Consider the following 22378-nt stretch of genomic DNA (forward strand, 5'->3'; position numbering starts at 1 on the left):
GTGTTCACTCTCCTCATCTGCTCCATTTCAATCCTATCGGAAGATTTAAGGCAAACGGTTGTATAAACGATACAGCAGCACTGCGGTCTCAGCACGTGTCATTGTATCTTCCGGATGGAAGCTGCCATTACTTCCTTCCATCATTGTTGATTTGGTTAATGAATCAATGGCATCGCGGGCATATGCCTTAATCAAATGATTATCTTTATAGTCATTCAGACCGGATTCACCTTCAGGAAGAGGCTGCATCCCGATAACTTGCATAGCTCTGTAGATCATAACCGCTGCTTCTTCCCGGGTAATTGGAGATGCTGGCGAGAATCGATCGGCGCCTTCCCCTTGAATGATGCCCAGCGTTCTTGCGGTATTCACGGACTGTTCGTAATAAACATGCTCAGGTACATCCGCGAAGCGTTCCACCTTGCTTCCCTGATGAGGTTGTAATTCTAAGGCATTGGTAAGCAGAGTTACGAAATCCGCTCGGCGGATCATGGATTGAGGCTGATATTCTGCCTTTGTCATTCCACGAATAACCCCTTTGGACACTAGAACTTCGATGGCATGGCGAGCCCATGAAAGCTGCTGTATATCCTGGAATGTTTGCTTATCCTGAGTAATTGCATAAACTCCGTTTTGCCATGTTTTGAAAATCATTTGTTCCGATTTTTTATTGAACTTCCCATTTGGAACGGAGATCATTTGCCCGTCATCCGAGATACGTCGTACTGCAAGTTTTTCCGGGTCTAGCAGTTCAGTTACATTAGGCTGATAAGGTAAACTTACTGTGATTGGCGTAATGGAATTTTGCCATGCAACGGATTTGCCATCCGATATCACAGATAAAGAAATCGCAGGCCGCTCTCCTAAGTCTGATTTCAGCTTGGCACTCCAAGTGCTTCGTTCAGCCTTACTTAATACCAAGGTAATACGCTCTCCAATCGTTCCTTGGGGACTAGCCAGCAAATTGCTCGGAACCAGCAGCACTCCCCATGCTGTTCGAATCTCCAACCAATGGGTAGATGGTGTTTCCTGCAAAAAGCTGGATGGAAGTGTCAGAGCATACCCTTCAGCACCATCCACGGATTCGATGTCTACTATCAGCTTCTTTTTCCCGTCCTGATCAGGGGTGATGCGGTTGAATGCATCCTCCATCATCTTGTTGGTGAGCTCGGCTGTTGCCAATGAAGCAGCTTTATCCAGCTTGGGCAGAAGCTGCATTGTAGCACCAGGAGCGGCAGGTATTGCTTCATTCTCCCCTCCAGTCGGAGAGCCCCCTCCAGCACTTGGCTGCGACCCCGAGCCTGGCTGTGGATTGGGGCCCCCGGGATTCGGATTGGGGCCCCCGGGATTCGGATTGGAACCTGATGTAAGAGCAGCGAGTCTCACGAGTAATGAGGACTTCAACGTGCCGCCAGGTAGCAAAGTGACGAAGTTGGCTGCTGTATCTATAGAGGTAACATCTTTCTTTTGCTCCGCAGTACGAACACTCTCCTCGGCCGATTGCTCCAACAATGTCACATAATCACCCGTAAGCAGATACAAGTTTCCGAATAATCGTGCATCTTTACTTGTACCGATCCCTCCATTAAACTCCATAAAGCCTGATCGTCCTTCGCCATCGTTTTCGTTGACAAGCAATGCAAAACCGATAGGTTTGTCAGGTTGGAATGAATATCCTTCCTGATGAAGTGCTGCAAAAGGCAGCGTAATTTGATAATGAGTAATATGAGTCGTCTCGTCCCGGGTAATGTTTGCTGATGCTGATTCCAATAATCCTGTAGCAACGCCTTCCGGAGCTCGCCATCTCCATTTCGTGATGACACCTTCCTGATTCAGTGCAAAACCAAGTTCATTCACCTGTTTGCTGGCCGCACCATCCTCTTTGCCAAGGTCAATACCGAGCTGTAAGCTGTCTCCTTGCCATATATCGCCATTGGTATTGGATTGATGGTGAATATCGTCCTTGACGTCCACCTTGAGAACCAAATTTTCCGCATCCCAACTTGCTTTAGCTTGAATGCTGAGGTCATTCGGACCTCCCCAACTTCCACCGACACTGTTGTAATGATCGGGACTGGAAACCTCAATGAATGGCAGCGTTCCAACAGCATCTTTTTGTGCCGCAAAGGATTGTGACAGTTTGACTGAAGTCTCATAACGGAATCCGTTTTCAAGCGTTACTCTGAATTTGAGCAAGTCACTTGATATATAGGGAAGCGCCACATCCATGCTTTTCCCAATGCCCAGCCCCTCAAATCGTACTGGCTTAAACATCGCCTTATACACACTCGGTTCAATCAGTTCGATCTGCCCTTGAAGTAAAGCCTCACCTGCAACATTAGTCAAAGTCAGCGTGCTTCCGGGATCACCTGGTCTGGATGGATCATACCCAAGCTGGTTCAGTTTGAGTGCCAAAGGAAACAGATTGGTCCCCGTCACTTTTCCAGGAGGGGCTTCATTCTCAATCTGAAAACCGCCATTAAACAGGTTGTTGGATATCACCATCTTCTCTACGTTCGGACCTGCAACCACATGATTCGTACGTGGCTGTTGAAAATAGGAATTATAGAGGGTAATATCACCACCGATTGCATTAATGCCGATTTCACCAACGTTCGTGAAGTTCCCCTGCTGTATGCGGATATCTCCTCCGTGAATATCAAAGGATCTTGTTGTGTCTCCCCACATGGACGTATTGAAGAACACCGCTTTGGAACCAAAGTCTGGCCCAACCTCCACGTATACCTTGTCTGTTGTACTCATGGAAACCAGCTCTGTATTGATAAACGAAAGACCAGCTGTTCCCGCATGTTGTAATACGGCTCCCTTTTTACTGCCATCCGTGCCATGACCAATAACGACAGCTTCGGGCCCTCTTCCATTCTGTTCTTCAAAATGAATACCGTACTTTGATCCGTATACAAATGTATTGAAAATAACCTGATTGGTAACATCCCCAATACGGAAGGCGTCCAGATTCTCTTTTTGATAATTCCAAATTTGATTAAATTCTTCATCATTCGATGGATGATTCGGATAATTGTTCCGACCATAATAATGCGGATTGAACTGCACATTCCGCATGTATCCTCCGTCTGACCCGCCACCAAGATATATGCCTTCCTTGAGCGGTGATCCCGCTACATAATCGATATAATGACCACTTGTATCATGGGTGCCGAAGTCGACAGCCTGATAAGGGTTAACCAAGGTTGTATCGATCAGGTATACGTTTTTCCCTTGACCTTGCACAGTCCAGGCATAAGGCTTCACCGGATTTGCATCAGACCATGTTTGTTGATCGTAATAGACGGATAATCCGCGTAATCCCGCTGCTTGCTTCAGCTGAATGAAGGCATCGGCATCCGGGTCGTTTTCTCCATAGTTCGTAAAAATAACGGTTCCATTCCCAATCGTATGATGAGGTACATCATAATTACCCCGCAGTTCTACGGCAGTCGGGACCACAAGAGCCTGCTCAACGCGGTAAATACCAGCCGGCATATAGACCGTTCCTCCACCTGCTGCTTCGGCATCATTCAATGCCTGTTGAATGGCTTGGGATGAATCCGTATTCCCTGTGTTATCAGCCAAATAGGGCTGGCTCACTACGTTAAACAATTCGCGAGTACCCGGCTTGGGCTGCACAGCAATATCTACTGAAGGAACATTAGGGATCGTTTCCAACACCAAATTTTCTTCCTGATGGATGTTCAGTTCCGCCGAGGTACTTTCATCGTTCACTGCAAGGTTGCCTTCGTGTCCGGAATGTATGGCATTGATTGTTGCCACATCTCCCTGAAGAAGCAGGTGCCGATCCGGCTTCGCGAAGGTAGAACTACCCAGTATAAGCGAACCACTTTGGGCAACTATGGCGTAATCTCCGCTTCCTTCACCCCAATTCTCGAAAGAGCTGCTCTCAAAGGACAACGTTCCACGCCCTTCATTCACAACCGCATGTTTGGGCTCCCCGCCCACCGTTACGCTGTTAAACTGGGCAATGGAGTGAAAACCTTCCGTTGCATAAATAGCAACAGGATTCGGACCAGCACTCGCTTCGAATTGACTGTCTGTCACCAGCAATCCATAATCATTGACACCTTCAATCTTCAGCGCAACGTTGCAGTCGTCAATCTGAATCTTGTACAGCTGTGCATTGGCTGTTTCAAGGCTTCCTGTTCTTGTCGTGATTCGTATGCCTGTCTTATAACCCGAGATATGAATATTCGACATATACTCCCAGTCCGAGCGCCCCATTACGATACCTTCTGATTGCTGTATCATATATTCACGCAATTGAGATTGCTCAGGTGCTCCTGGCAAACCAGAGTTCGCCCATACATTCGGGGACAGACGAAGCTCTTCCAGTCTCCCAATGTCTGTTGTGAAATCCAGAAAGATACCGGTTTTCAGTGTGGTGCCGTATACATCTTTCACATAATGAAGTTCGTTCCATTCCGGGCCAATCTTGATCCCCTGGTATGCATTGACGAGTGTTACATTTTTCACCGTAGCACTGTCACCTGGAAGCTGTTCCATCGTCCATGGATAAGCCACCGGGTTATTTATAATCTGTTCGGGATACCAGATAGACACATGTGTTACCCCACTGGAAGGCTCCATCTTTATGAAGCTGTTCCCGTTAGCTTGACCTTTGCCGCCATATACAGCAAGGATTGTACCTTTGACTAACCCGCCATGCTCTTCGGGATTCCCCCAATCTCCGCGAAGTGTAACGCCTGTTGGAATAACCAGCTCTCCGGTTAATTTATAGGTTCCGGATGGTACGAACACAACTCCGCCACCTTGATTTCCGGCTATTGCCAGCGCTTCTTTGAAAGCTTGAGTATCGTCCGAGACACCGTCCCCTATTGCTCCATAATCGGTTACGCTCCGATCTGCAATGACGATATCTGATGTAGGGAATTCCGTATCATAGACCTTCGTCTGAGTACCTCCCTGTTGCTGAGGCTGCTTATGGACGGTTACTTTGGCCAAATGAAGTTCCGGATTGTTGGCTGGTGCCCCTGCGCCGCTAACTCCGATCCGGAAATCCGCATCATGGGTGCGGTTACCGAAATTGGCATCACTGAGCTTGAAGGTATGTGTCTTCCAGGTTCCCGTATTTTCATACCGGAACAAAGGAGCATCCTTGAAATTGGATTGCTTCGAATCGTATTGCAGAGACATCGCTCCGCTATTGCTATCGTAATATTCAACAGTGACGAACACGTCCTGATCGGTATTTTCAAACAAATATTCATCCGCAACATTAAAGTAAAAATACAGGATGTTATCGGCCGGATTTGTTGGATTCACGGTCTGATTGGTTTTCCAATACGCCTTGCCGTCAGATATCCCCACTTGAAGCCCTGCTGAAGGTCCATCGCCGGGACGAGCCGTTATGCCCTGCTGCACAGGAGTTTCCCCCAACGTAATACTTACTGAGTCAGGTGACACATCATTTAGATGGACGTCTCCCTGTTCAGTAATATCTTCTCTCTCTGCTGCCGCGTGTGTGATTGCTGGTGTGATGTATAGCCCTGAACATAACATGACAATAGTCAACATAACTGAAATAGTACACCTGGCACCTAACCATAATCGTTTGTTCACAATCGTACCTCCCATTAACTTGATCATGTAATCAAGCTGCACGAAAACAGGGTTGTCGTATGTGGAACATGATGCATCCGTTTTCAATCCGCAGCAGTGGAGAGAACTCCAAGACTGAATTGTTTATTTTAAACGTGTTGTGGGTTGAATGCCGATCGTCTGAATTTTTGCTGGTCCCACATTCAAAACATAACTTCCCTCATCCGCTACCTTCATGGCTTCACCTTGATCTTCAACAATTGTACTTTCGTACACTTCCTTAGCCTCAAACGATGGCGTTACCTTCAGTGAAGTCGTCTCCGATGATACATTGAACACCCTGAACAGCATGTCATCATTTGCCTCGCCACGTTTAAGCGCACTAAAAGCGAGATGATCACCCTCCCATTGCAAAAACTCGTGGGTAGCGGGTGACGTTCCACCATGTACCCCTGTCTGTTGAACGGTCCAGGGAACCGGGAACTGGTACGCCTGCACATAAGCCTCGGACTCAATAACATCCAAATTATGTGAGATGAGCTCCATTTCCATAATGTGCTGTCCGAGACATTGGGCCTCCGGCGTTTCAAATACCCCCCAATCCCCAAGCTCACGTACCCCACGCAGCAATGTCACAGCAATGGTATTCTGATTAGCCAATACTTCGTACTCATTAAGACCTTTATTCGCAATCGTCAGCCCTTCACGACCATTGCTGATACTGACAAATGCATTTTGATGCTGCGCATTGCTCGGATTTCTCCATTCCGCTTCCGGCTGTATCGGGCGCTTTGCCAGTTCGTAAATAGAGTCAACGGTAACATGACTTGCTTCGAGTCCCGTTTGGAACAACATGCGAATTCGATGATCCTGAACCGTGTTATTGATATAACTTTTAATGCCAACCGAACGACCCGTTTTTTCAAGGCTTAGCTCTGTACGAATGCTCACCTCCCTAGTTTCATCAAGCCGCCGGGATTTCCGGTAACGAAATGGAACCATGGAGCGGATCTCTTCATCCAGCAGTTCATCTGCGCCTACCGGAAGCTTCCAGTTATGCACGATCTCATAGACGGCTTTCAGTGGTGTATGATGTACCAGCTTAATCTGGGCAGGCAGTCCCTGCGTAGTCAACGGAGCTTCCTGATCCGGTTGTCTGTACATATACTCATTTCCGATATCCCCCGTATCCTCATAAATGCCAAGCCCTGTATAATTACGACCGTTCACTTTATCCAACATGCTAAACGATCCATCCCCCGCAATCTCGATCCGCACATAATCGTTCTCCATCACTTGCTCTTCTGTAACAAGTTCAGTGGTAGTCAGTTCGCTAAGCGCATTCTCTCCAGAAACACTCTTAGGCACAAGAGCAAAACTATGATATCCAAAACCATGGATGTTCTGGACATAAAGCTCTACATTCACTTGATATGCCCAGTAAGGTTGACGGAATCGATCATCCGGCAAATCATATCCAAATGTTGGTCCAACGGGTGTGATTACGGCTTCCACTTGCTTGCCTTCCGCGTTCAATACAACCCAATCGTTCGAGTCAAAGGCTTCATATTCGCGCTTAAACTCCTGATACTTTTCATGCGGAGGCCGGTGGTCAAAGTAACGTCTCTCAACGTCCATCCTAGTTACAATCACATTGGATCGTCGATGTCCCGAAGTGTTAAACACTACAAAAGGCAACGCATAATCTGCGTCAAAGCCAGATGTATCCACGGATTCGGCTATTGTACGAGCACTCTGAACCGATATGACTTCCGCCACTTCTTGTGATTTGGCAAATCGGGTCATCATTTCCCTATGGACCTCGTCAACACTGCACCCGCAGATGCTGTCATGAGGATGATTCTTCAGTAACGTCTTCCAGGCATATAACAGCTCATGCCGTGGATAAATGCCTGTGGACAGAGAGGCCATGACTGCCAGCGGCTCAGCCACTTTCTCCAGTAACGTCTGACTTTTTACATTTTGCTGTTTGATATACACCCTTGCTGAAGCCGTATTTACAAGTGTGATCCAGCCGTCGGTCCATTGGCTTCGAAGTTCACCGCGAATGACGTCCAATGATTGGGGTTTCGCTTTTTGTAAAGCCTGAATGTATTCGGGAAAGCTGGAGTGACGAAACGCCACATCTGGCATAATCTCGGTAGCCGTCTTTAACGCTTGTGTCAGATCTTTCTGAAGCGGCTGATGATCACATCCGTTCATGAACAGGAGTTCCGAACTTGAAGCAAACTCTTCTGCTGCAGCCAGTTTTTCGGTCCAGTAAACTTTCGCCTTCTCTGGTTCCACCGGAATTTCCATGCCGTTGTTGTACCAATTGGCGAACAGGATCGCCAGTACACGAGTACCATCGGGAGATTCCCAATACATCTCCGAGTATTTGGAGGTATGTTCATTGCCAGACTGAATTTCGTTATTGAATCCAACTGGCTTCACTCCACGTCCATATACAGCTACCTCAATGCCTGCCTGGCTAATGAGCTGTGGTGCCTGACCCATATTGCCGAAGGAATCCGGGAAATATCCGATTCTCGCATATCCTCCCATTTGTTCTGAGGCTTGAATACCAATTAACAGGTTACGTGCGTTGGCTTCACTGCTGACGAGAAATTCATCTTGAAGGATGTACCATGGACCGACAATCAGCTTGCCCTCTTCAATTAACTTGCGGACCTGGTTCGACCTATGCGGCATGATTTCCAGGTAATCTTCCAGTACAATAAACTGCCCATCCAGATGGAAATTGGTAAATTCCGAGTCATTTTCAAACGTCTCGATTAAATCCTCCATGAGCTGAACGAGCAACATTCGGTGCTTCTCGAAGGATAAATACCACTCCCTGTCCCAGTGAGTATGTGCGACAATATGCGCGGTTTTTGTAGTCATTCATTTCATTCCAATCTTGTATGATTTAGTTGTTGTGTACTTACATTTTTACTGAACCTACCGTCATGCCCTTGACATACATCTTCTGCATGAACGGGAAGGCAAGCAGGATTGGAATGACCGTAATCAAAGCCCCTGCCATGAGTTCATTCCATTTCTTGAATGAAGATGAATCCAGATACATGAGTCCCATCGGTAACGTAAACATGTCCCGGCTATCCACGATAATCATCGGCCACAAAATATTGTTCCAGCTTCCGATAAAGTTTAGAATCGCAATGGTTCCGATAGCTGGCAACGCTAATGGCAGATAGATTCTGTAGTAGATTTTGAAATTGTTGCATCCATCCAGTACGGCGCTCTCGTATAACTCATGTGAGATTGTGCGGAAATAACTGGTGAACAGGAAAATGGCGAAGGGTGCAGCACCATTAATCATGGGCAGAATCATGCCAATATACGTGTTTTGCAGCCCGAGATTGGTCATGTTGATATAAAGCGGAATCAATGTGGTTACACCTGGAACGAGCAGCAAGGCAATAAACGTGTAATAGATGAATTTTTTGCCCCGATAGACAAATTTGGCAAACGAATAGGCCATCATGGTATAGATGAGAATAACGCCTATAATCACGACCGCACTTACGATCACGCTGTTGATGAAAAACTGATAGAAATTCAATTTGTTCCATACGTCACCAAATGTGGACCACATCGGTGCAGCTTGTGGAAACGGACTCTGTGGATTGGCTAGTGCATCCTGTGATGTCTTCAGCGAAGTGCCGATCATCCAGACAAAAGGATACAGGCAGGTCAATCCGTACAAGATTAGAATGATATGCTTAATATATTTGACCATGTGCTCCTCCTTTTAGATGTCTGCCTTGAATGAGCGAATACTGAATATGGCAATGGCACCTGTAATCAGAAATGATACCCAGCCGATTGCGCTGGCCAGACCATAATCATTGTTTAGAAAAGCTGTGCGGTACACGAGTGTACCAATAACCTCCGAACTGCCAGCCGGTCCGCCGCCTGTCATGATGAACACATTCTCAAAAGCCTGAAAGGCTCCGTTCACCATCTGAATGACGGCAATAAGCGTGATTGGCTTCAGTAACGGCCAGGTAATTTTCAATATCATGGTTGTTTTCTTGGCACCATCCACACTTGCTGCTTCATATAGTGTCGGATCAATGGAAGTCAGACCAGCGTAGTACAGAATCAGCGTTCCAGGCAGACCGCCCCAGATTGATGTCAAAATAATACCGAGTAAAGAAGTAGACGAACTCCCCAGCATTCCACCAGGTACAGCAAGGAAATCCAAGCCCATCCATAAGAAGAGTGAGTTGAATGCTCCACTAGGTTCAAACAAACCTTTCCATACATAAAAGATAGCTACGCCAGATGCGATCATCGGCAGAAAATAAATCGTCCGGTACCACGTTGCTGCCTTCGTATTTTGCAGCACAAATGCCAGCACAAGTGCGATTGGAACGACGACCACAACCTGTGAAACGGCAATAATCAGATTGTGCAGAACGGCATTATAGAAATTCCGGGTTACAATCGGATCATCACCGAGCAGGAACTGACGAAAATTCGCCAGACCTTCAAACCTTGCGGTGGAAAAATCGATCCCGGACCAGTTATAAAAGCTGAGCATGATCGAGAATCCGACCGAATACACGCCGATGGCTAGAAACAAAAGCACGCCAGGCAGTAAAAAGAGATACGGCATCCACTTATTTCGACTTTTTATCATGATCAATCACCTTTTGCTCTCAATTTGGCAATCGACAGCCCCTTACGGGGCTTGCCAATTGCTTTGGTGTTCTAGTTCCCGCTCGCTTTCAGACTTTCCATGGTGTCGTCGAACTTCTTGGCGACTTGTTCAGCAGTCATCTTTTTCTCGATCATGGATTGCATGGACTGGGCATACACTTCCCACTCTTTGTGCTTGCCACGATACGTATTGATTGCAGGTGAAGCTTGACTGTAAGGACCAGGTTCGGCAGCGAATGCATCTGAAATTGATTTCAGGTTCGGGTCCAGATCATTTGCACGATCGCCCAGATTCAGCGCAGGTACTGTATACGCCGCATTAGCAAAAGCAACAGCAGCATCCGGATCACCGGTGAGGAATTTAATGAAATCGAGCGCTTCAGCCTTGTTCTGCGAATCTTTATTTACTGACAACATCGTTAACGTGAATGGATCAGTCGTCCAGCTGTTAATTTTCGATCCTTCAAGCGGAGGTACCGGGAAGGTGAAAATATCGTCAGGACTCATTCCCATAGCCAGTAGCGTAGACATTGTGAAGGAACCACCGAGATCGAAAGCGGCTTTGCCAGCAGCAAACGCCTGGTCTGCTCCATCAATATCCGTTGACAAAATTCCCGGCATAAGCAGATCTTTGTTTGCCAGTGTCTCCATCGCTTTCACTACCGGCAGATTTGAAGGGTCGCTTAGTTTAGACTTTCTTTCGAGCAGATCAATATAACCTTGAGGTTCGTTCAGCATGATGGACAGTGCCGAACCGGCCCAGTTCTCCCACAGATCAGGCAGCTTTGCACCAAACACAAGCCCAGGAGTACCTGTTTTCTCTTTGACAGTCTCCATCATGGTGACAAACTCTTCCCATGTTTTTGGCGCTTCGGCTGTCAGCCCTGCTTCTTCGATCAGCTTCTTGTTACCATAGAAAGTAAAGAATCCTCCGATATCAAGCGGCAGTCCGTAGAACTGGCCAGTCTTCAGTGACTTTTGAATTGTGGTGGCGTTCTTGTCTTCTTTCCAGGAATCAACCTGGCTCTGTGTGACAATGATCGGGTCCATTGCAGCACTGTAGTAGCTGTTCAACAGATCATCGTCGACTTCACCTGACAGTTCGAGCACTGAGTTCTCGATGGAATCGCCTGCCGTTGCCCACCAGTTCACAATATCCGGCAAATTTTTGGAGTTGGCTGCCGCCTGGAATTTTTGGCGATACGTATCATCTGGTGTAAAGGTCTCGAGTTTGACTTTGATTCCTGTTTTCTCTTCATACAATTTCGCAGCTGCTTCAATCCCTGGCGTGTAAGCAACCTTCCACGTCCACATCGTCAGCTCTTTACTCGCTTTGGGTTCCGTCCCCCCGGACTGCGCATCACCGCAAGCGCTTACAATGAGTGAGAAAACAGTTATCAAAGTAACGATCATGCCTGCTCTTTTTTTCATCCTTTAACCGCCCTTATCTTTAATTTTTGATCTTTCCTAGCTTAATGAATATTCCACAGCAACCAATTAGTGTTAAGAACCGTTGCACCCCCTTTTTCGAATTAAGGAACACTCGAGAATAAATTTGTGGCATAGATAAGATTGTGAAGGCTCGTTGGAAACGCTTTATCCAACAAACTTTAAAAACAATATAAACAACATACTTTTACTTGTAAATGTTTATTTTTAAATACAACTTAACAAATTGTATTTCTAATAAATTGTTTATTCATAAGGTTTTTTTATCATATTTGTTCGTAATTTCAATCTTCTTGTCTTACTCACTTGTTATTGATTTTTAGCACTTGTATATGTTGTATTAATATAATATATTTAGAACGAACTAATAGTGAATGGAGATAAAATGCGATGGTGAGAACCTTCAAGCCAATGTACAAGAAAATCGAGACTTATATCATTGACCAGATTCGAAGCGGAAATTGGAAACCGGGCAGCCGAATTCCTTCCGAAAATGAACTGGCTGAACAATTCAGTGTGAGCCGTATCACGGTGAAAAATGCCCTTACTGCTCTAGTTGATAAAGGAGTGGTCTACCGACTTCAAGGCAAAGGCACCTTTGTTAACGATCACAGTCCAGAGGAAATTCATAACATCACTTCAGCGGTAAAAGAGCAGCTCACAGTACCAACAATCGGGTTCCTTCTCCCCCGTCTTGACAATAGGTTCACCGCCAATCTGCTGAGCGGAATTGAGGACACCCTTTCAGAGAATGGCTATCAATTGTTATTTGCCAAGACGAATGATTCACAAGAGACAGAGATTCTCAAAATTCAGGAAATGAAACAGGCAGGCGTCAGAGGACTAATTATCTATCCCGTTGAGGGTGAGCACTATAACAATGAGATTCTTGCGCTTACGCTAAATCGCTTTCCCCTTGTCCTTCTGGACCGCAATCTAAAAGGGGTGGAGACCAACTCCATCAGCTCGGACAACCATGAGGCAGCTATTCAGGCGGTTAAGCATCTTCATGAGCTTGGGCACAATCGAATTGGCTTTATTTCCACTCTTGCTGAGGGAACATCAAGTATTGAGGACAGATTGCATGGGTATGAGAAAGCCTTGGAGGACCGTCATATTCTGATTGATCGCAGTATACAGATGACACGTCTGGCCATGAGTGCCAGCGATGAAGAGGTTATCATGATGATTCAGAAGTTTTTACAGGCCAATCCGCAGATGACGGCCCTTCTATCCTCCAATTTCAGCCCTCATGTTATTCAAGCGGCGATGCAGATGGGAATCTCTGTACCAGAAGATTTATCTGTCGTGTTCTTCGATGATGTCGAATTTCCGGAGTTCTGTATCATTCCGCCCACGGCTGTTGTACAGCAGGAACTTGAACTCGGACGAGAAGCGGGCAGAGTCATCCTGAAACAAGTGGAGAATCCAAACAGTGAGTACCTTCAAGTTAAATTACCTACGATGCTTATTCCCAGACAATCAACAGCAAAGGCGAAATCATAGCTACCGTTACTTGGTGTTCAACAGGATGAATTTTCTGAAAACGTTTATAGTGGCATTAGATAAAGCCATTTCAATGCCTCAAATTGTTTTCCACATAAATCGAAGGACCCTTCCATTTCAGAAGGGTCCTTCGATTTATGTGAACCATGACTATTGTAAATTTGCGGAAGTAACATTCTTCCAATGATTATTCGTTCCTATTTCAGCATGCTTTCCAACAAAGGCCACGCTTGCCTCCGAATCATTCATTAATTGATATCTCATCCAAGCTGTCAAATAACCTCTATGCTGCCCGCCATCCTGCTCTATCGCTGTATGTGCAGCGCCCTTAGCCATGGCCATCAAGACCGGAAGATCCGGACTGGTATTGTTCAAGGCCAATTTGTTGGAGTCTGACGGGGAGATGATGAAATCTCGGGTTCCTCCTATAACAAAAAATGGAACCTTCAGCGCTGATGTATCATACACGTCCTCTGGATCACAATATTTCAGCTCAGGCAGAGCAATCGATACAACCGTTTTGATGAGATCCCCGTTCTCAAAATTCGTGTGAGCGTTAATCACACCCGTTGATCCCTGCGAATGCCCTGCCGCACCGACCTGATCTTTTTGAATCCTGTGATAGAACGGGCTGACCGTCGCTTCATTTTCACTGAGCATATATTGGATCGCAGCCATAATTTCTTTTCCTGTACCCGTGGTTTGACTGTATGTATCAATGACAATAAATCCCCAACTGGCCAGGTGTCTTAACAACTGATCATAATTGTCAGGTAATGCCCCGGTTCCGTTGCCCCAAGCGATGAGGGGATGCAAGACATCCGTTGATTGCGGAGAATAAATCCTGTACAGCTTCTCGCCTTGCTCGTCCTTGATCTCCAGCGTATCTACCTCGTACGTGCCGGGTAGAGCATATTTTTCTTCAACACTTCCGGCTTCAAAAGTAGCCGATACCGAATTTACCAGGAAGAAGGATAATACGCAAAATGCAGCGATAAAAATACCGATAACACCTGTTATCCATAGAAACCACTTGCTCCGAATTACTCTTTTCACTTGTGGCATACAATCTCCTCTCACATTAAAGCGGTATTCGTACGTAAAACATACCACAGGTATAACGCTTTTTGTTTAGAGATATTTTTGTTACATCAACCTTTTCGCATTTCATAATAAAACACCCACGAAAAACTGAACATGTCTTCATGAAAAGCCTTCGAAATGATGTTTCTTAGTTAATGGTCAATACTCCAAATGTATGACTTGCAAAATTAGGAAAACGTGCTAATATAAATTCAAACACTGTTTAAAACATTGTTTGAATAACTTTATTGGAGGTTTTACATATGGAACCAGACAAGAAAAGTGAAACAAAAGAAAAGATTATGCAAGCCACACTAGAGTTCACCAAACAAAGTGGATTTGAAGGCATCACCATACGAAAAATTGCCGAAGCCTCTGGCACAAATGTATCCCTGGTTAATTATTACTTCGGCTCCAAAGAAAATTTGATCAGTGAATCTATTAAAATGATTCTGAGTGGCTTTCAGCATACCTTTGTTATACTCGATGAATTATCCATTCCCGCCCGAGATCGATTAAAGCAATTCTTAATGGATTATTTACAAGTCATCCGTGAATATCCCGAATTGTTATCCAGAATTATTCTTATGGGTTCAGCAGATTTCTCATCTCAACAGGAATACGGTTCATTCTTAAATTTATTGGGGTTCCCCAAAGTTCAAAATACGTTAAAAGAGATAACCGGAGAGCAACAACCGGAACGACTGACCACAATGATGACGCAAGTTTTCGGGGCGCTTTTTCTCCCGGCACTTATGAGTCCTATTCTGGAAAAAGGAGCTTCTGTGAAGATTGCTCCGATAGAAGCACAAATTGACTTGCTCTTTGAAAGATACTTTCATTAAACAACATTGATGGAGGCGATTCAGTTGAACATGTTAAGAAAACATTGGCAAGACTTGGGATTGATCATTGCATGCCTTGTATGTATTTATCTCATCTTGAATTGGGGAACACTTCCGCGTATTAACAGCATTTTATGGTTAAGCTTTGTTGCCATACTCCTGCATCAATTTGAAGAATATCGATGGCCTGGTTACTTTGCAGGTTTGTTTAATAAAGTTTTGTTCCAAAGTAAAACACCTGAGAGATATCCGTTAAATCAGCAGTCAGCCATGATTATTAATCTGATTATCGCCTATGTGTTTTATTTACCGCCTGTATTCTTCCCTTCCGTTGTATGGCTGGGTCTGGCACCTATATTAATGGGATTTTTCCAGATTATCTGGCATGGCATCTTCGCTAATATAAAAGCAAAAAGCATATATAATCCCGGATTATTTTCAGCGATATTTCTGCATTTGCCAATTGGAATCTGGTACATTAAAAGTGCCTATGAACAGAATATGTTAACACCAGCAAATTGGATGTGGAGCACCATTTATTTTGTTGTAGCTGTCTATGTTTTAATTGTTAAAGGCAATATGTGGCTAAGAAACAAAAACTCCGTTCATCCTTTTTCACAAAAACAATTAGGATCTTATACTAAAAAATAAACCTGTGACTTCAATATAAAATAAACGCATCGCGTCTATGGATTCGATGCGTTTTACGTTTCTCTTTTGAAATGATTATATTTCAAACTTGAACTTTTCTGAAACTTCCTGAAGACGTGATGCCATGCGAGCAAGATAAAAAGCAGTAGAGCTGATTCCAAGACATTCATTTAAGTAACTTCCTGTACTTCTATCCCATTGAAAAGAAATGGAGCATTAATTAAATATTCTCTGATACACGCTTGTGCGTACGGCTGCTCATCAATTAATCGTGATGCTTCTCTAGGATCGGAAGAGTGGTGGCTGTAATTCTCAATTATGCACATGATAAAGAAACTTTCCAGAACCTCAACATAATCTGTTGGCAGTGTCCTTACACTTTCATAACCTCTGATGAACTCCAAACGTTGTGCGGGAAAAAGCCCTAATATTGTGTTTGCTATATCGTAAAGATAATATCCGTAGCCACATCGTCCAAAATCAATTGGATTAGGTTGTTCATCGTTGAATACGATGTTACCAATATGTAAATCTCCGTGGATGATTCCGTAATGCTGTGGATTCTGATCCAAGTCTGCAAGTTGGGATAATATTTTATGGGATGCTCTCTGATACGTCTTCCATGCCTGATCGGATAAAAACCTTGTATAATAACGTCTCAGTTTGGTCATATCCACTTTAAAACTCTCTTCTCCCCATATGGGACGAGAAAAATCAACAGATGGTACAAAACGGGTAATTGCTTCATGGAGTTTTGCGGCCATAGAACCCATACGGTATGCACAACGTTCATTAACCTCATTTCCATCCATATGCTCTCCGTCCACCCAATTCATCATCGTGACATAAAAGTACATCCCCTCTTCTTCTGCCTCTATGAACAAAACATACGAGCCATCGCGACTCGCCACACCCTGAGGTACGTGGAGATCATCAGATGTGCCCAATGATTGAAGCAAAGTAAGTTCTGAACGGATAGACTCTTTACTTAGCCGATTGGAATGAATGCGAAGCAAATAGCTTTTCAATGGAGATGTATCGATTTTGTACGTGATGGTATCTGACAACTGAATAAAATGTATACAATCCCATGCTAATTCATACTGATCTAATGCCCTTAGACATACACTTCTCGCCTGAACGAGCAAACATTCAAGTTCTTCATGTGTCCCATTTTGAAAAAAAGTCATCATTGTCCTCCTCATTCATCATCCGCAAGCGAATCCAGATGTACAACGAATTATACAGAACAGACCATTGGGGGCGTATATAACAAACGATTATAAAACATCTTCTACATAGGTGGCTATTCACGAAGGGCATTTCCAACACAAAAAAAGCCGCCATTTCAGGCGACTTTCCTCATGAACAGAAAAGAAGATCTTAAGAGGTTGGTAGATCCGTTTGAGTCAACTGGGCTGAAACTTCCCATAGACGACGGGCTTGCTCAGGGTCGATGGCATAATCCTTGACTCCAAAGAAGGCTCCGTCCGCAGGAGCTGGCTCACTGATGTCACAATCCTCGCAGTACACGCCACCTTTTCCCTCAAGTTGAGGAGAAGTCGCTGCCCATACTTGCGTTGCTGCCCCTTGCTCAGGTGTTTTAAAGTTTGGATTGGCAACTTGACCAGACTCATCAATCCAGCCCAATGCAATCATTTCTTCCTTCGGCATATGTCGTTGCAACGGCGTCAGAATTCCACCCGGATGTACAGAGAACGCACGCACTCTCTGATCTGCACCACGTCTATCCAGTTCGACGCTAAACAAAATGGTTGCTGTTTTGGACTGCCCATATGCAGGAAACTTTTCATAGCCGTTCTCAAACTGCATATCGTCCCAACGAATTGGTGAGAAATGATGCCCTGTTGATGCAACGGATACAACCCGTGCTCCTCCATGGCTGACAAGTGAAGGCCATAATAAGTTAGTTAGTGTGAAATGTCCAAGATGGTTCGTAGCAAATTGTGCTTCCCAGCCCGGCCCTACGCGAGTTTCTGGACAAGCCATAATCCCCGCATTAAGGATCAACATGTCGATACTCCGGTGGCTTGCCAGAAAACGATCGGCAAAAGCACGGACACTAGTGAGATCTGCGAGGTCAAGTTCATCAATCTCTACATTAGCTAGCCCTGCAAGAGCCTCTTTGGCGATGGCTGGCCGACGTGCGGTCACAATAACCTTGGCTCCAGCACGAACGAGTGCACGTGTAGTTTCCAGTCCCAATCCGGAATATCCACCCGTGACGATAGCAAGTTTTCCTGATAAATCCGTGTTATTCAATACTTCCTCAGCTGTCGTACGATGGTTGAATCCGGAACCGATTTTATGTTGTGAGGTTTTTGACTTATTATCCTGGTTCATCAAAATAATCTCCTTCCAGATGTGTCTTCTTCAAGTTTACAGCTTAGAGTGTACTCTAAGTCAAATATGAACGAATTCATCTACTTCAATGCCCCAAACCTTTACTCATACAAAAAAAGCCCGGTTCATCACCGGGGCTTACAATCAACAGTATAAGGTTATATTTCAATTATATTTTTATATACTTCACCCATTGCTCATGCAGTTCAGTCTCACTGCATTGAAAGATCCCTTCGAAATCTTGAGGACTGCGGATTAGTTTGTTCAATGCATCTACTCCGTATCGCTCAACCACAAATTCCACCATCATGTAAGAGAACTGAAAACCTTTCATCGTTTCAAAATCCCACGTATCGTTATTTAATTCATCAAAAGATGGAATCGACTGATTGCGTATGCTATCTTCCGTTGATCCTTTAATGAAATCTTGGGACATCTGTTTAGCTTCATATCCACCAATGCCCTGTCTTATCCATTTGGGAGCTGCAGGATTAATGTCGCTGATTAGCCACATGGCAAACAAGTGGACTGTGCCTTTCAGAATGGATTGATACGTATGCTCCGGTCCCGGGTTCAATGGAGAGACAATTTTCAGAGTACGCCCTTCATATGTGCCCATAAACCAATTGGGGGCATCTGTTTCTCCGACAGCTTGATGAAACGTTGGCAGATCAGAATAAATTTCAATAACTACCTTTTGTGATGGATGATGTTTATATTTGGTCGACACTCGTTCAACACTATTGTTGAGTTCATCGAACAAATCTTGATGCACTTTCGTCGTACGATCATTCGTATCTTGGTTTTCACCTTTATTTACAATGGAAATCAGTTCATGAATAGACATGATGGCAATATCCCCCCACTCTTTCAGTTCTTTTCTTAATTTCTCCAATGCCCGGTACAGTCTGTTCTTTACTGCGCTTTCCCGTCGTCCAACTATCTTGGATATTTCAGGCAATGTGCAGTCAACGAAAAAGCGTAATGCAATAATCTCCTGATCAATCTCATCCAGCTTTTGCAACGCAGAGCCAATATCAATGCGAATATCAACACGTTTCGTAAATTCAAGAGAGATCGACTGCGATTCATAATCTGTAAAATCATAAGGAGATTCTTTTTGTCGTGATAACCTGCGATATTCGTTCTTCACCGTGTTCTGAGCAATCTTAAAGATCCAGGTGAATAAATTTGAGCTTCCTTTAAAGCTGTGAATATTTTCGACTGCTTTCAAAAATACCTGTTGGGTCAAATCGTCTGCAACCAACGGGTTCAATTTCAGTGAGAAGTATTTGCTGATTCGTTGACGATATTGCTCATACGTGTTCTCAAAGATGGTGATGCTTTCCTGTTCATCCGGATAAACAGGTTTCGTGTCATGAGCTCCTGACATGGTGGGGAACCTCCTCTTGATTTACATTTAATTAGACACCGGAGGAAGCGAAAAAGCCACGCATGAGAAAAAATAATTTTTGGCTACTTCATCTCTAAGATATGAATTTTGCTTTTTTGAAGATGAAAAACAAACAAAGGCAGCCGATTCACTGACCGGCTACCTTTGTTCTTTATGAAAACACAACTCAGCCTTTGCTTATCTCAACGATGCGGGCAGCTTTACACCGAGGAGTTTACCCTCCGCCTGTATTATGATCATACCGTCTGTCTTCAGCGTCGCTTCGTGTAAATCTGCTCCGGTGGTTACCCGAAAGACGGGTGTAGCAGTCAACATATTAATCCCCAACATTGTTCCGTTACGCTGCGTCCGGTACATTCCTTTGCCGTACACGCTAATCTGAGCAACAGGCGCGTCGCCATACCACTTGATTTCCTGTCCATTCACCAGCTTAATACCCGCTAGTTCTCCCGTTGTTTCATTTTTGTATATCAGCCTTTCCTGCACGATACCAAGCGACAGCCCGTTTTCTTTATAAAAAGGGCGCGGATAAGTCCGAAGCGGATCCGCATTAGCTATATATTTGTCAAAGTTGTATTCCGCCACCCGATCTCCTTGTTCAATGTATAACTTTCCATTGCTTGCAAATACACTCCCATACCCATAGTCATACGGTGGATCACCATTCATTTTCCAGTTGTATTCAAGGCTCCCTTTTTGTACGCCAGTCTTGAGGTTATAGGCATTCACACTCACTTTACGTTCCGGTTTTGATTGATATTCTGTCAGTTTGGAAGAATGATAATCAACCGAATACACGAGACCGTCTTTAATTTGAAGTGCTTCTCCTTGACCGAAAGCATCCCATAACTTTTTGCCTGTCTTCTTGTCATATGCATTTAGTTGGATGGACGTAAGTGCCCCCTGTACAAAAAAGGTTCGAAGCACGACGCCATTAGATTCCTCCAGGTAGTCGGTACCGTTTCCTTCACCAAGCGGCTCGTCAGCCCGCCACTTTAGCTTGCCCGTCTTTATATCAAATGCAAATGTTGTACTACCTTGGATAATATAAAGCGTATCACCCGTTGGAACTAACATTTCTGTACGATACCGTGTATCGATCCATGTGGATGAACCGGATTGCCATATCGCTTTTCCTGTCTTCGCGTTCAAAGCATAAGGCTTATGATCCTCAGTGAGCCCATAAATGACGTTATTATGATAAACAACATAAGGTGTTAATCCTTTTCCGTAAGACCATAGCCGTTTGCCTGTCTTTGCATCCAATGAGATCAGTTTGCTATCAGCGAAAGTGAATACCTTCCCCTCTTCCGCTACTGCCTGATGACCAATATAAGGTTCGTTCATATTCAAATAATTGTCCACTTGTGCAGTCCAGGAAGGCTTAAGTTCGGGTACCGATATCCCCATATAGGAATACCAGTTGCGTACCGAAACATCAGGTGCGTCTGCATGTGCCTGAGACAGAATTAGGGCGTTCCCCCCCAGAGTAATAAGCCCGACAGCTATAAAGCTTGCGACGATACATCGGAATAGTTGACCTTTCAAATTTGTAAACGGTTGATTCTTTTTCGTTTTGAGCATAATACCCTCCATTGTAATCGTTTCTACATTAGTTACCTTAATAGATGTGTATTTCTTGAGAGAGCTATCGTATCTATAATCTTTATGAATATAACGCATTGAATTGCATAATAGTTATACTATTGTTAAGAGATTTATATTGAATTTAAAACGAAAAAAGCCGCCAAATTGGCGACTCCTTGTTCAGCTCGATGAAGCTTTTAATTGAGTCTGCATGAAGACCAGTTCCTCAGCCAACTTTTCCAGCCGACTTAGTGCTTCAGTATCTTTAATGTTATTCTCAGCATCAAAATGATCACTATTCAGATATACATAGCTTGGTGCGACATAAGAGCGGAAAAAGCCGGCAATCGGTTTTAATTGATTTTCCACTACCAAATAATGCTGATAGGTGCCCCCGGTTGCTATAAAACCCATCACTTTATTGTAAATGCTCTGCACGGGCAGAAGGTCGAATACATTCTTCAGTACGCCTGTCAGAGAGGATTGATATATTGGTGTGCCGATAACGTAAAAGTCAGCATCAATCAATTTTTGGACCACCAACTGGGTGTCTTCATTGTATTCCTCCAACTTGCGACCATCGCAAAATTCGATCCCTTTATAATCTCTTAAATCTATGAGTTCCACTTCAATTTCTGGATGATTATTTTTTACGAATTGGAGTACAGCATCCACACCCACTGGTGTCTTTGATCCAATCAGTGACCCGGATAATCCGATTAATTTCACAACATTAACCTCCTATGATTTCTTCTTCATCATCAAACTATTCCATGGTTTCCAACGCACATTCCTTCATCACATGAAGCATGCTGCCTAGGGTGATTTTTTCTAACTGCTGCATTAACTGCTGTTCACTTTCTATGAAAATGTTTGCGAGCTGAATATCTACCTCTGCTGTTAAATTCCCTTTTTTCATAATGGATGGTTTGGGGATCTGAAGCGGCTTGGAAGACACCAGGGTGTACACATCTTTCAAGGTTATCTCATACGGGTCTTTAGACAAAACATAACCACCGTCAATACCTTCTTTTGACTTAACGTATCCCACTTTTTTGATCGAGCTAAGGACTCGGCGTATCCTCGCCGGGTTCACCCGAATCCTTTCAGAGATCTGAGTACTGGTTAACTTCTCATTTTCATGTGAACTAAGGAGAACCAGAATATAGATGACAACACTTAGCTCACTGTTCAT

The 22378-nt window shown here is 44.3% G+C and carries 15 protein-coding genes; 3 read left to right on the plus strand and 12 right to left on the minus strand.

Annotated features, from left to right (window positions below; translation table 11 throughout):
- Positions 1-45: 45 nt before the first annotated feature.
- The 5 genes from A6049_RS12915 to A6049_RS12935 all read right to left on the minus strand — a co-directional run bounded on the left by A6049_RS12915 (position 46) and on the right by A6049_RS12935 (position 11715).
- Positions 46-5616 (minus strand): glycosyl hydrolase family 28-related protein, encoded by a 5571-nt coding sequence (locus A6049_RS12915; RefSeq protein WP_161490580.1) that lies wholly within the window; start codon positions 5614-5616, stop codon positions 46-48.
- A gap of 123 nt (positions 5617-5739) precedes the next feature.
- Entirely contained in the window at positions 5740-8499 is a 2760-nt protein-coding gene (locus tag A6049_RS12920; RefSeq protein WP_063565042.1) for an alpha-mannosidase, read from the minus strand.
- Positions 8500-8539: 40 nt separating this feature from the next.
- The gene (locus tag A6049_RS12925; RefSeq protein ID WP_024631711.1) at positions 8540-9358 is read right to left on the minus strand and encodes a carbohydrate ABC transporter permease; all 819 of its coding nucleotides are present in this window, start codon (positions 9356-9358) and stop codon (positions 8540-8542) included.
- A gap of 12 nt (positions 9359-9370) precedes the next feature.
- Positions 9371-10264: a carbohydrate ABC transporter permease gene (locus tag A6049_RS12930; RefSeq protein ID WP_024631712.1), complete on the minus strand. Its 894-nt coding sequence runs from the start codon at positions 10262-10264 to the stop codon at positions 9371-9373.
- A gap of 71 nt (positions 10265-10335) precedes the next feature.
- Complete coding sequence (locus A6049_RS12935) at positions 10336-11715, minus strand: ABC transporter substrate-binding protein (RefSeq protein WP_063565043.1); 1380 nt, start codon at positions 11713-11715, stop codon at positions 10336-10338.
- 408 nt (positions 11716-12123) lie between these two features.
- Here A6049_RS12935 and A6049_RS12940 point away from each other — a divergent pair, with 408 nt between their 5' ends.
- Positions 12124-13239, plus strand: coding sequence for a GntR family transcriptional regulator (locus A6049_RS12940; protein ID WP_063565044.1), 1116 nt, complete (start codon positions 12124-12126; stop codon positions 13237-13239).
- Positions 13240-13389: 150 nt separating this feature from the next.
- Here the strand turns inward: A6049_RS12940 and A6049_RS12945 are convergent, their stop codons facing one another.
- Complete coding sequence (locus A6049_RS12945) at positions 13390-14304, minus strand: poly(ethylene terephthalate) hydrolase family protein (RefSeq protein WP_063565045.1); 915 nt, start codon at positions 14302-14304, stop codon at positions 13390-13392.
- Between the two features lie 281 nt (positions 14305-14585).
- On the opposite strand from A6049_RS12945, the gene A6049_RS12950 reads away from it, so the two are divergent.
- Both A6049_RS12950 and A6049_RS12955 read left to right on the plus strand, forming a co-directional pair.
- Complete coding sequence (locus tag A6049_RS12950) at positions 14586-15167, plus strand: TetR/AcrR family transcriptional regulator (protein ID WP_063565046.1); 582 nt, start codon at positions 14586-14588, stop codon at positions 15165-15167.
- 24 nt (positions 15168-15191) lie between these two features.
- Positions 15192-15818 carry an HXXEE domain-containing protein gene (locus A6049_RS12955; protein WP_095206076.1) on the plus strand — a complete coding sequence of 209 codons (627 nt, stop codon included), beginning with the start codon at positions 15192-15194 and terminating at the stop codon, positions 15816-15818.
- A gap of 170 nt (positions 15819-15988) precedes the next feature.
- On the opposite strand, the gene A6049_RS12960 is transcribed toward A6049_RS12955, so the two are convergent.
- The 6 genes from A6049_RS12960 to A6049_RS12985 all read right to left on the minus strand — a co-directional run bounded on the left by A6049_RS12960 (position 15989) and on the right by A6049_RS12985 (position 22378).
- Positions 15989-17011, minus strand: a complete 1023-nt coding sequence (locus A6049_RS12960; RefSeq protein ID WP_063565047.1) for a phosphotransferase enzyme family protein — start codon at positions 17009-17011, stop codon at positions 15989-15991.
- A gap of 190 nt (positions 17012-17201) precedes the next feature.
- Positions 17202-18182, minus strand: a complete 981-nt coding sequence (locus A6049_RS12965; RefSeq protein WP_063565048.1) for an SDR family NAD(P)-dependent oxidoreductase — start codon at positions 18180-18182, stop codon at positions 17202-17204.
- Between the two features lie 169 nt (positions 18183-18351).
- Positions 18352-19575 carry an RNA polymerase sigma factor gene (locus tag A6049_RS12970; RefSeq protein ID WP_063565049.1) on the minus strand — a complete coding sequence of 408 codons (1224 nt, stop codon included), beginning with the start codon at positions 19573-19575 and terminating at the stop codon, positions 18352-18354.
- Positions 19576-19773: 198 nt separating this feature from the next.
- Positions 19774-21180 carry an outer membrane protein assembly factor BamB family protein gene (locus A6049_RS12975; protein WP_063565050.1) on the minus strand — a complete coding sequence of 469 codons (1407 nt, stop codon included), beginning with the start codon at positions 21178-21180 and terminating at the stop codon, positions 19774-19776.
- Positions 21181-21363: 183 nt separating this feature from the next.
- Complete coding sequence (locus A6049_RS12980) at positions 21364-21912, minus strand: NADPH-dependent FMN reductase (RefSeq protein WP_063565051.1); 549 nt, start codon at positions 21910-21912, stop codon at positions 21364-21366.
- A gap of 37 nt (positions 21913-21949) precedes the next feature.
- On the minus strand, positions 21950-22378 hold the full coding sequence (locus tag A6049_RS12985) for an Rrf2 family transcriptional regulator (RefSeq protein ID WP_063565052.1): 429 nt from the start codon (positions 22376-22378) through the stop codon (positions 21950-21952).

Source organism: Paenibacillus sp. O199 (genome assembly GCF_001636635.1).
Classification (GTDB): Bacteria; Bacillota; Bacilli; order Paenibacillales; family Paenibacillaceae; genus Paenibacillus; species Paenibacillus marchantiae.

What these genes read in the sequence shown, in the direction of transcription:
- A6049_RS12985 (WP_063565052.1), bottom strand. Translation starts at nt 22,378, where the DNA reads ATGAACAGTGAGCTAAGTGTTGTCATCTATATTCTGGTTCTCCTTAGT.
- A6049_RS12965 (WP_063565048.1), bottom strand. Translation starts at nt 18,182, where the DNA reads ATGAACCAGGATAATAAGTCAAAAACCTCACAACATAAAATCGGTTCC.
- A6049_RS12925 (WP_024631711.1), bottom strand. Translation starts at nt 9,358, where the DNA reads ATGGTCAAATATATTAAGCATATCATTCTAATCTTGTACGGATTGACC.
- A6049_RS12935 (WP_063565043.1), bottom strand. Translation starts at nt 11,715, where the DNA reads ATGAAAAAAAGAGCAGGCATGATCGTTACTTTGATAACTGTTTTCTCA.
- A6049_RS12930 (WP_024631712.1), bottom strand. Translation starts at nt 10,264, where the DNA reads ATGATAAAAAGTCGAAATAAGTGGATGCCGTATCTCTTTTTACTGCCT.
- A6049_RS12940 (WP_063565044.1), top strand. Translation starts at nt 12,124, where the DNA reads ATGGTGAGAACCTTCAAGCCAATGTACAAGAAAATCGAGACTTATATC.
- A6049_RS12970 (WP_063565049.1), bottom strand. Translation starts at nt 19,575, where the DNA reads ATGTCAGGAGCTCATGACACGAAACCTGTTTATCCGGATGAACAGGAA.
- A6049_RS12975 (WP_063565050.1), bottom strand. Translation starts at nt 21,180, where the DNA reads ATGCTCAAAACGAAAAAGAATCAACCGTTTACAAATTTGAAAGGTCAA.
- A6049_RS12945 (WP_063565045.1), bottom strand. Translation starts at nt 14,304, where the DNA reads ATGCCACAAGTGAAAAGAGTAATTCGGAGCAAGTGGTTTCTATGGATA.
- A6049_RS12950 (WP_063565046.1), top strand. Translation starts at nt 14,586, where the DNA reads ATGGAACCAGACAAGAAAAGTGAAACAAAAGAAAAGATTATGCAAGCC.
- A6049_RS12960 (WP_063565047.1), bottom strand. Translation starts at nt 17,011, where the DNA reads ATGATGACTTTTTTTCAAAATGGGACACATGAAGAACTTGAATGTTTG.
- A6049_RS12920 (WP_063565042.1), bottom strand. Translation starts at nt 8,499, where the DNA reads ATGACTACAAAAACCGCGCATATTGTCGCACATACTCACTGGGACAGG.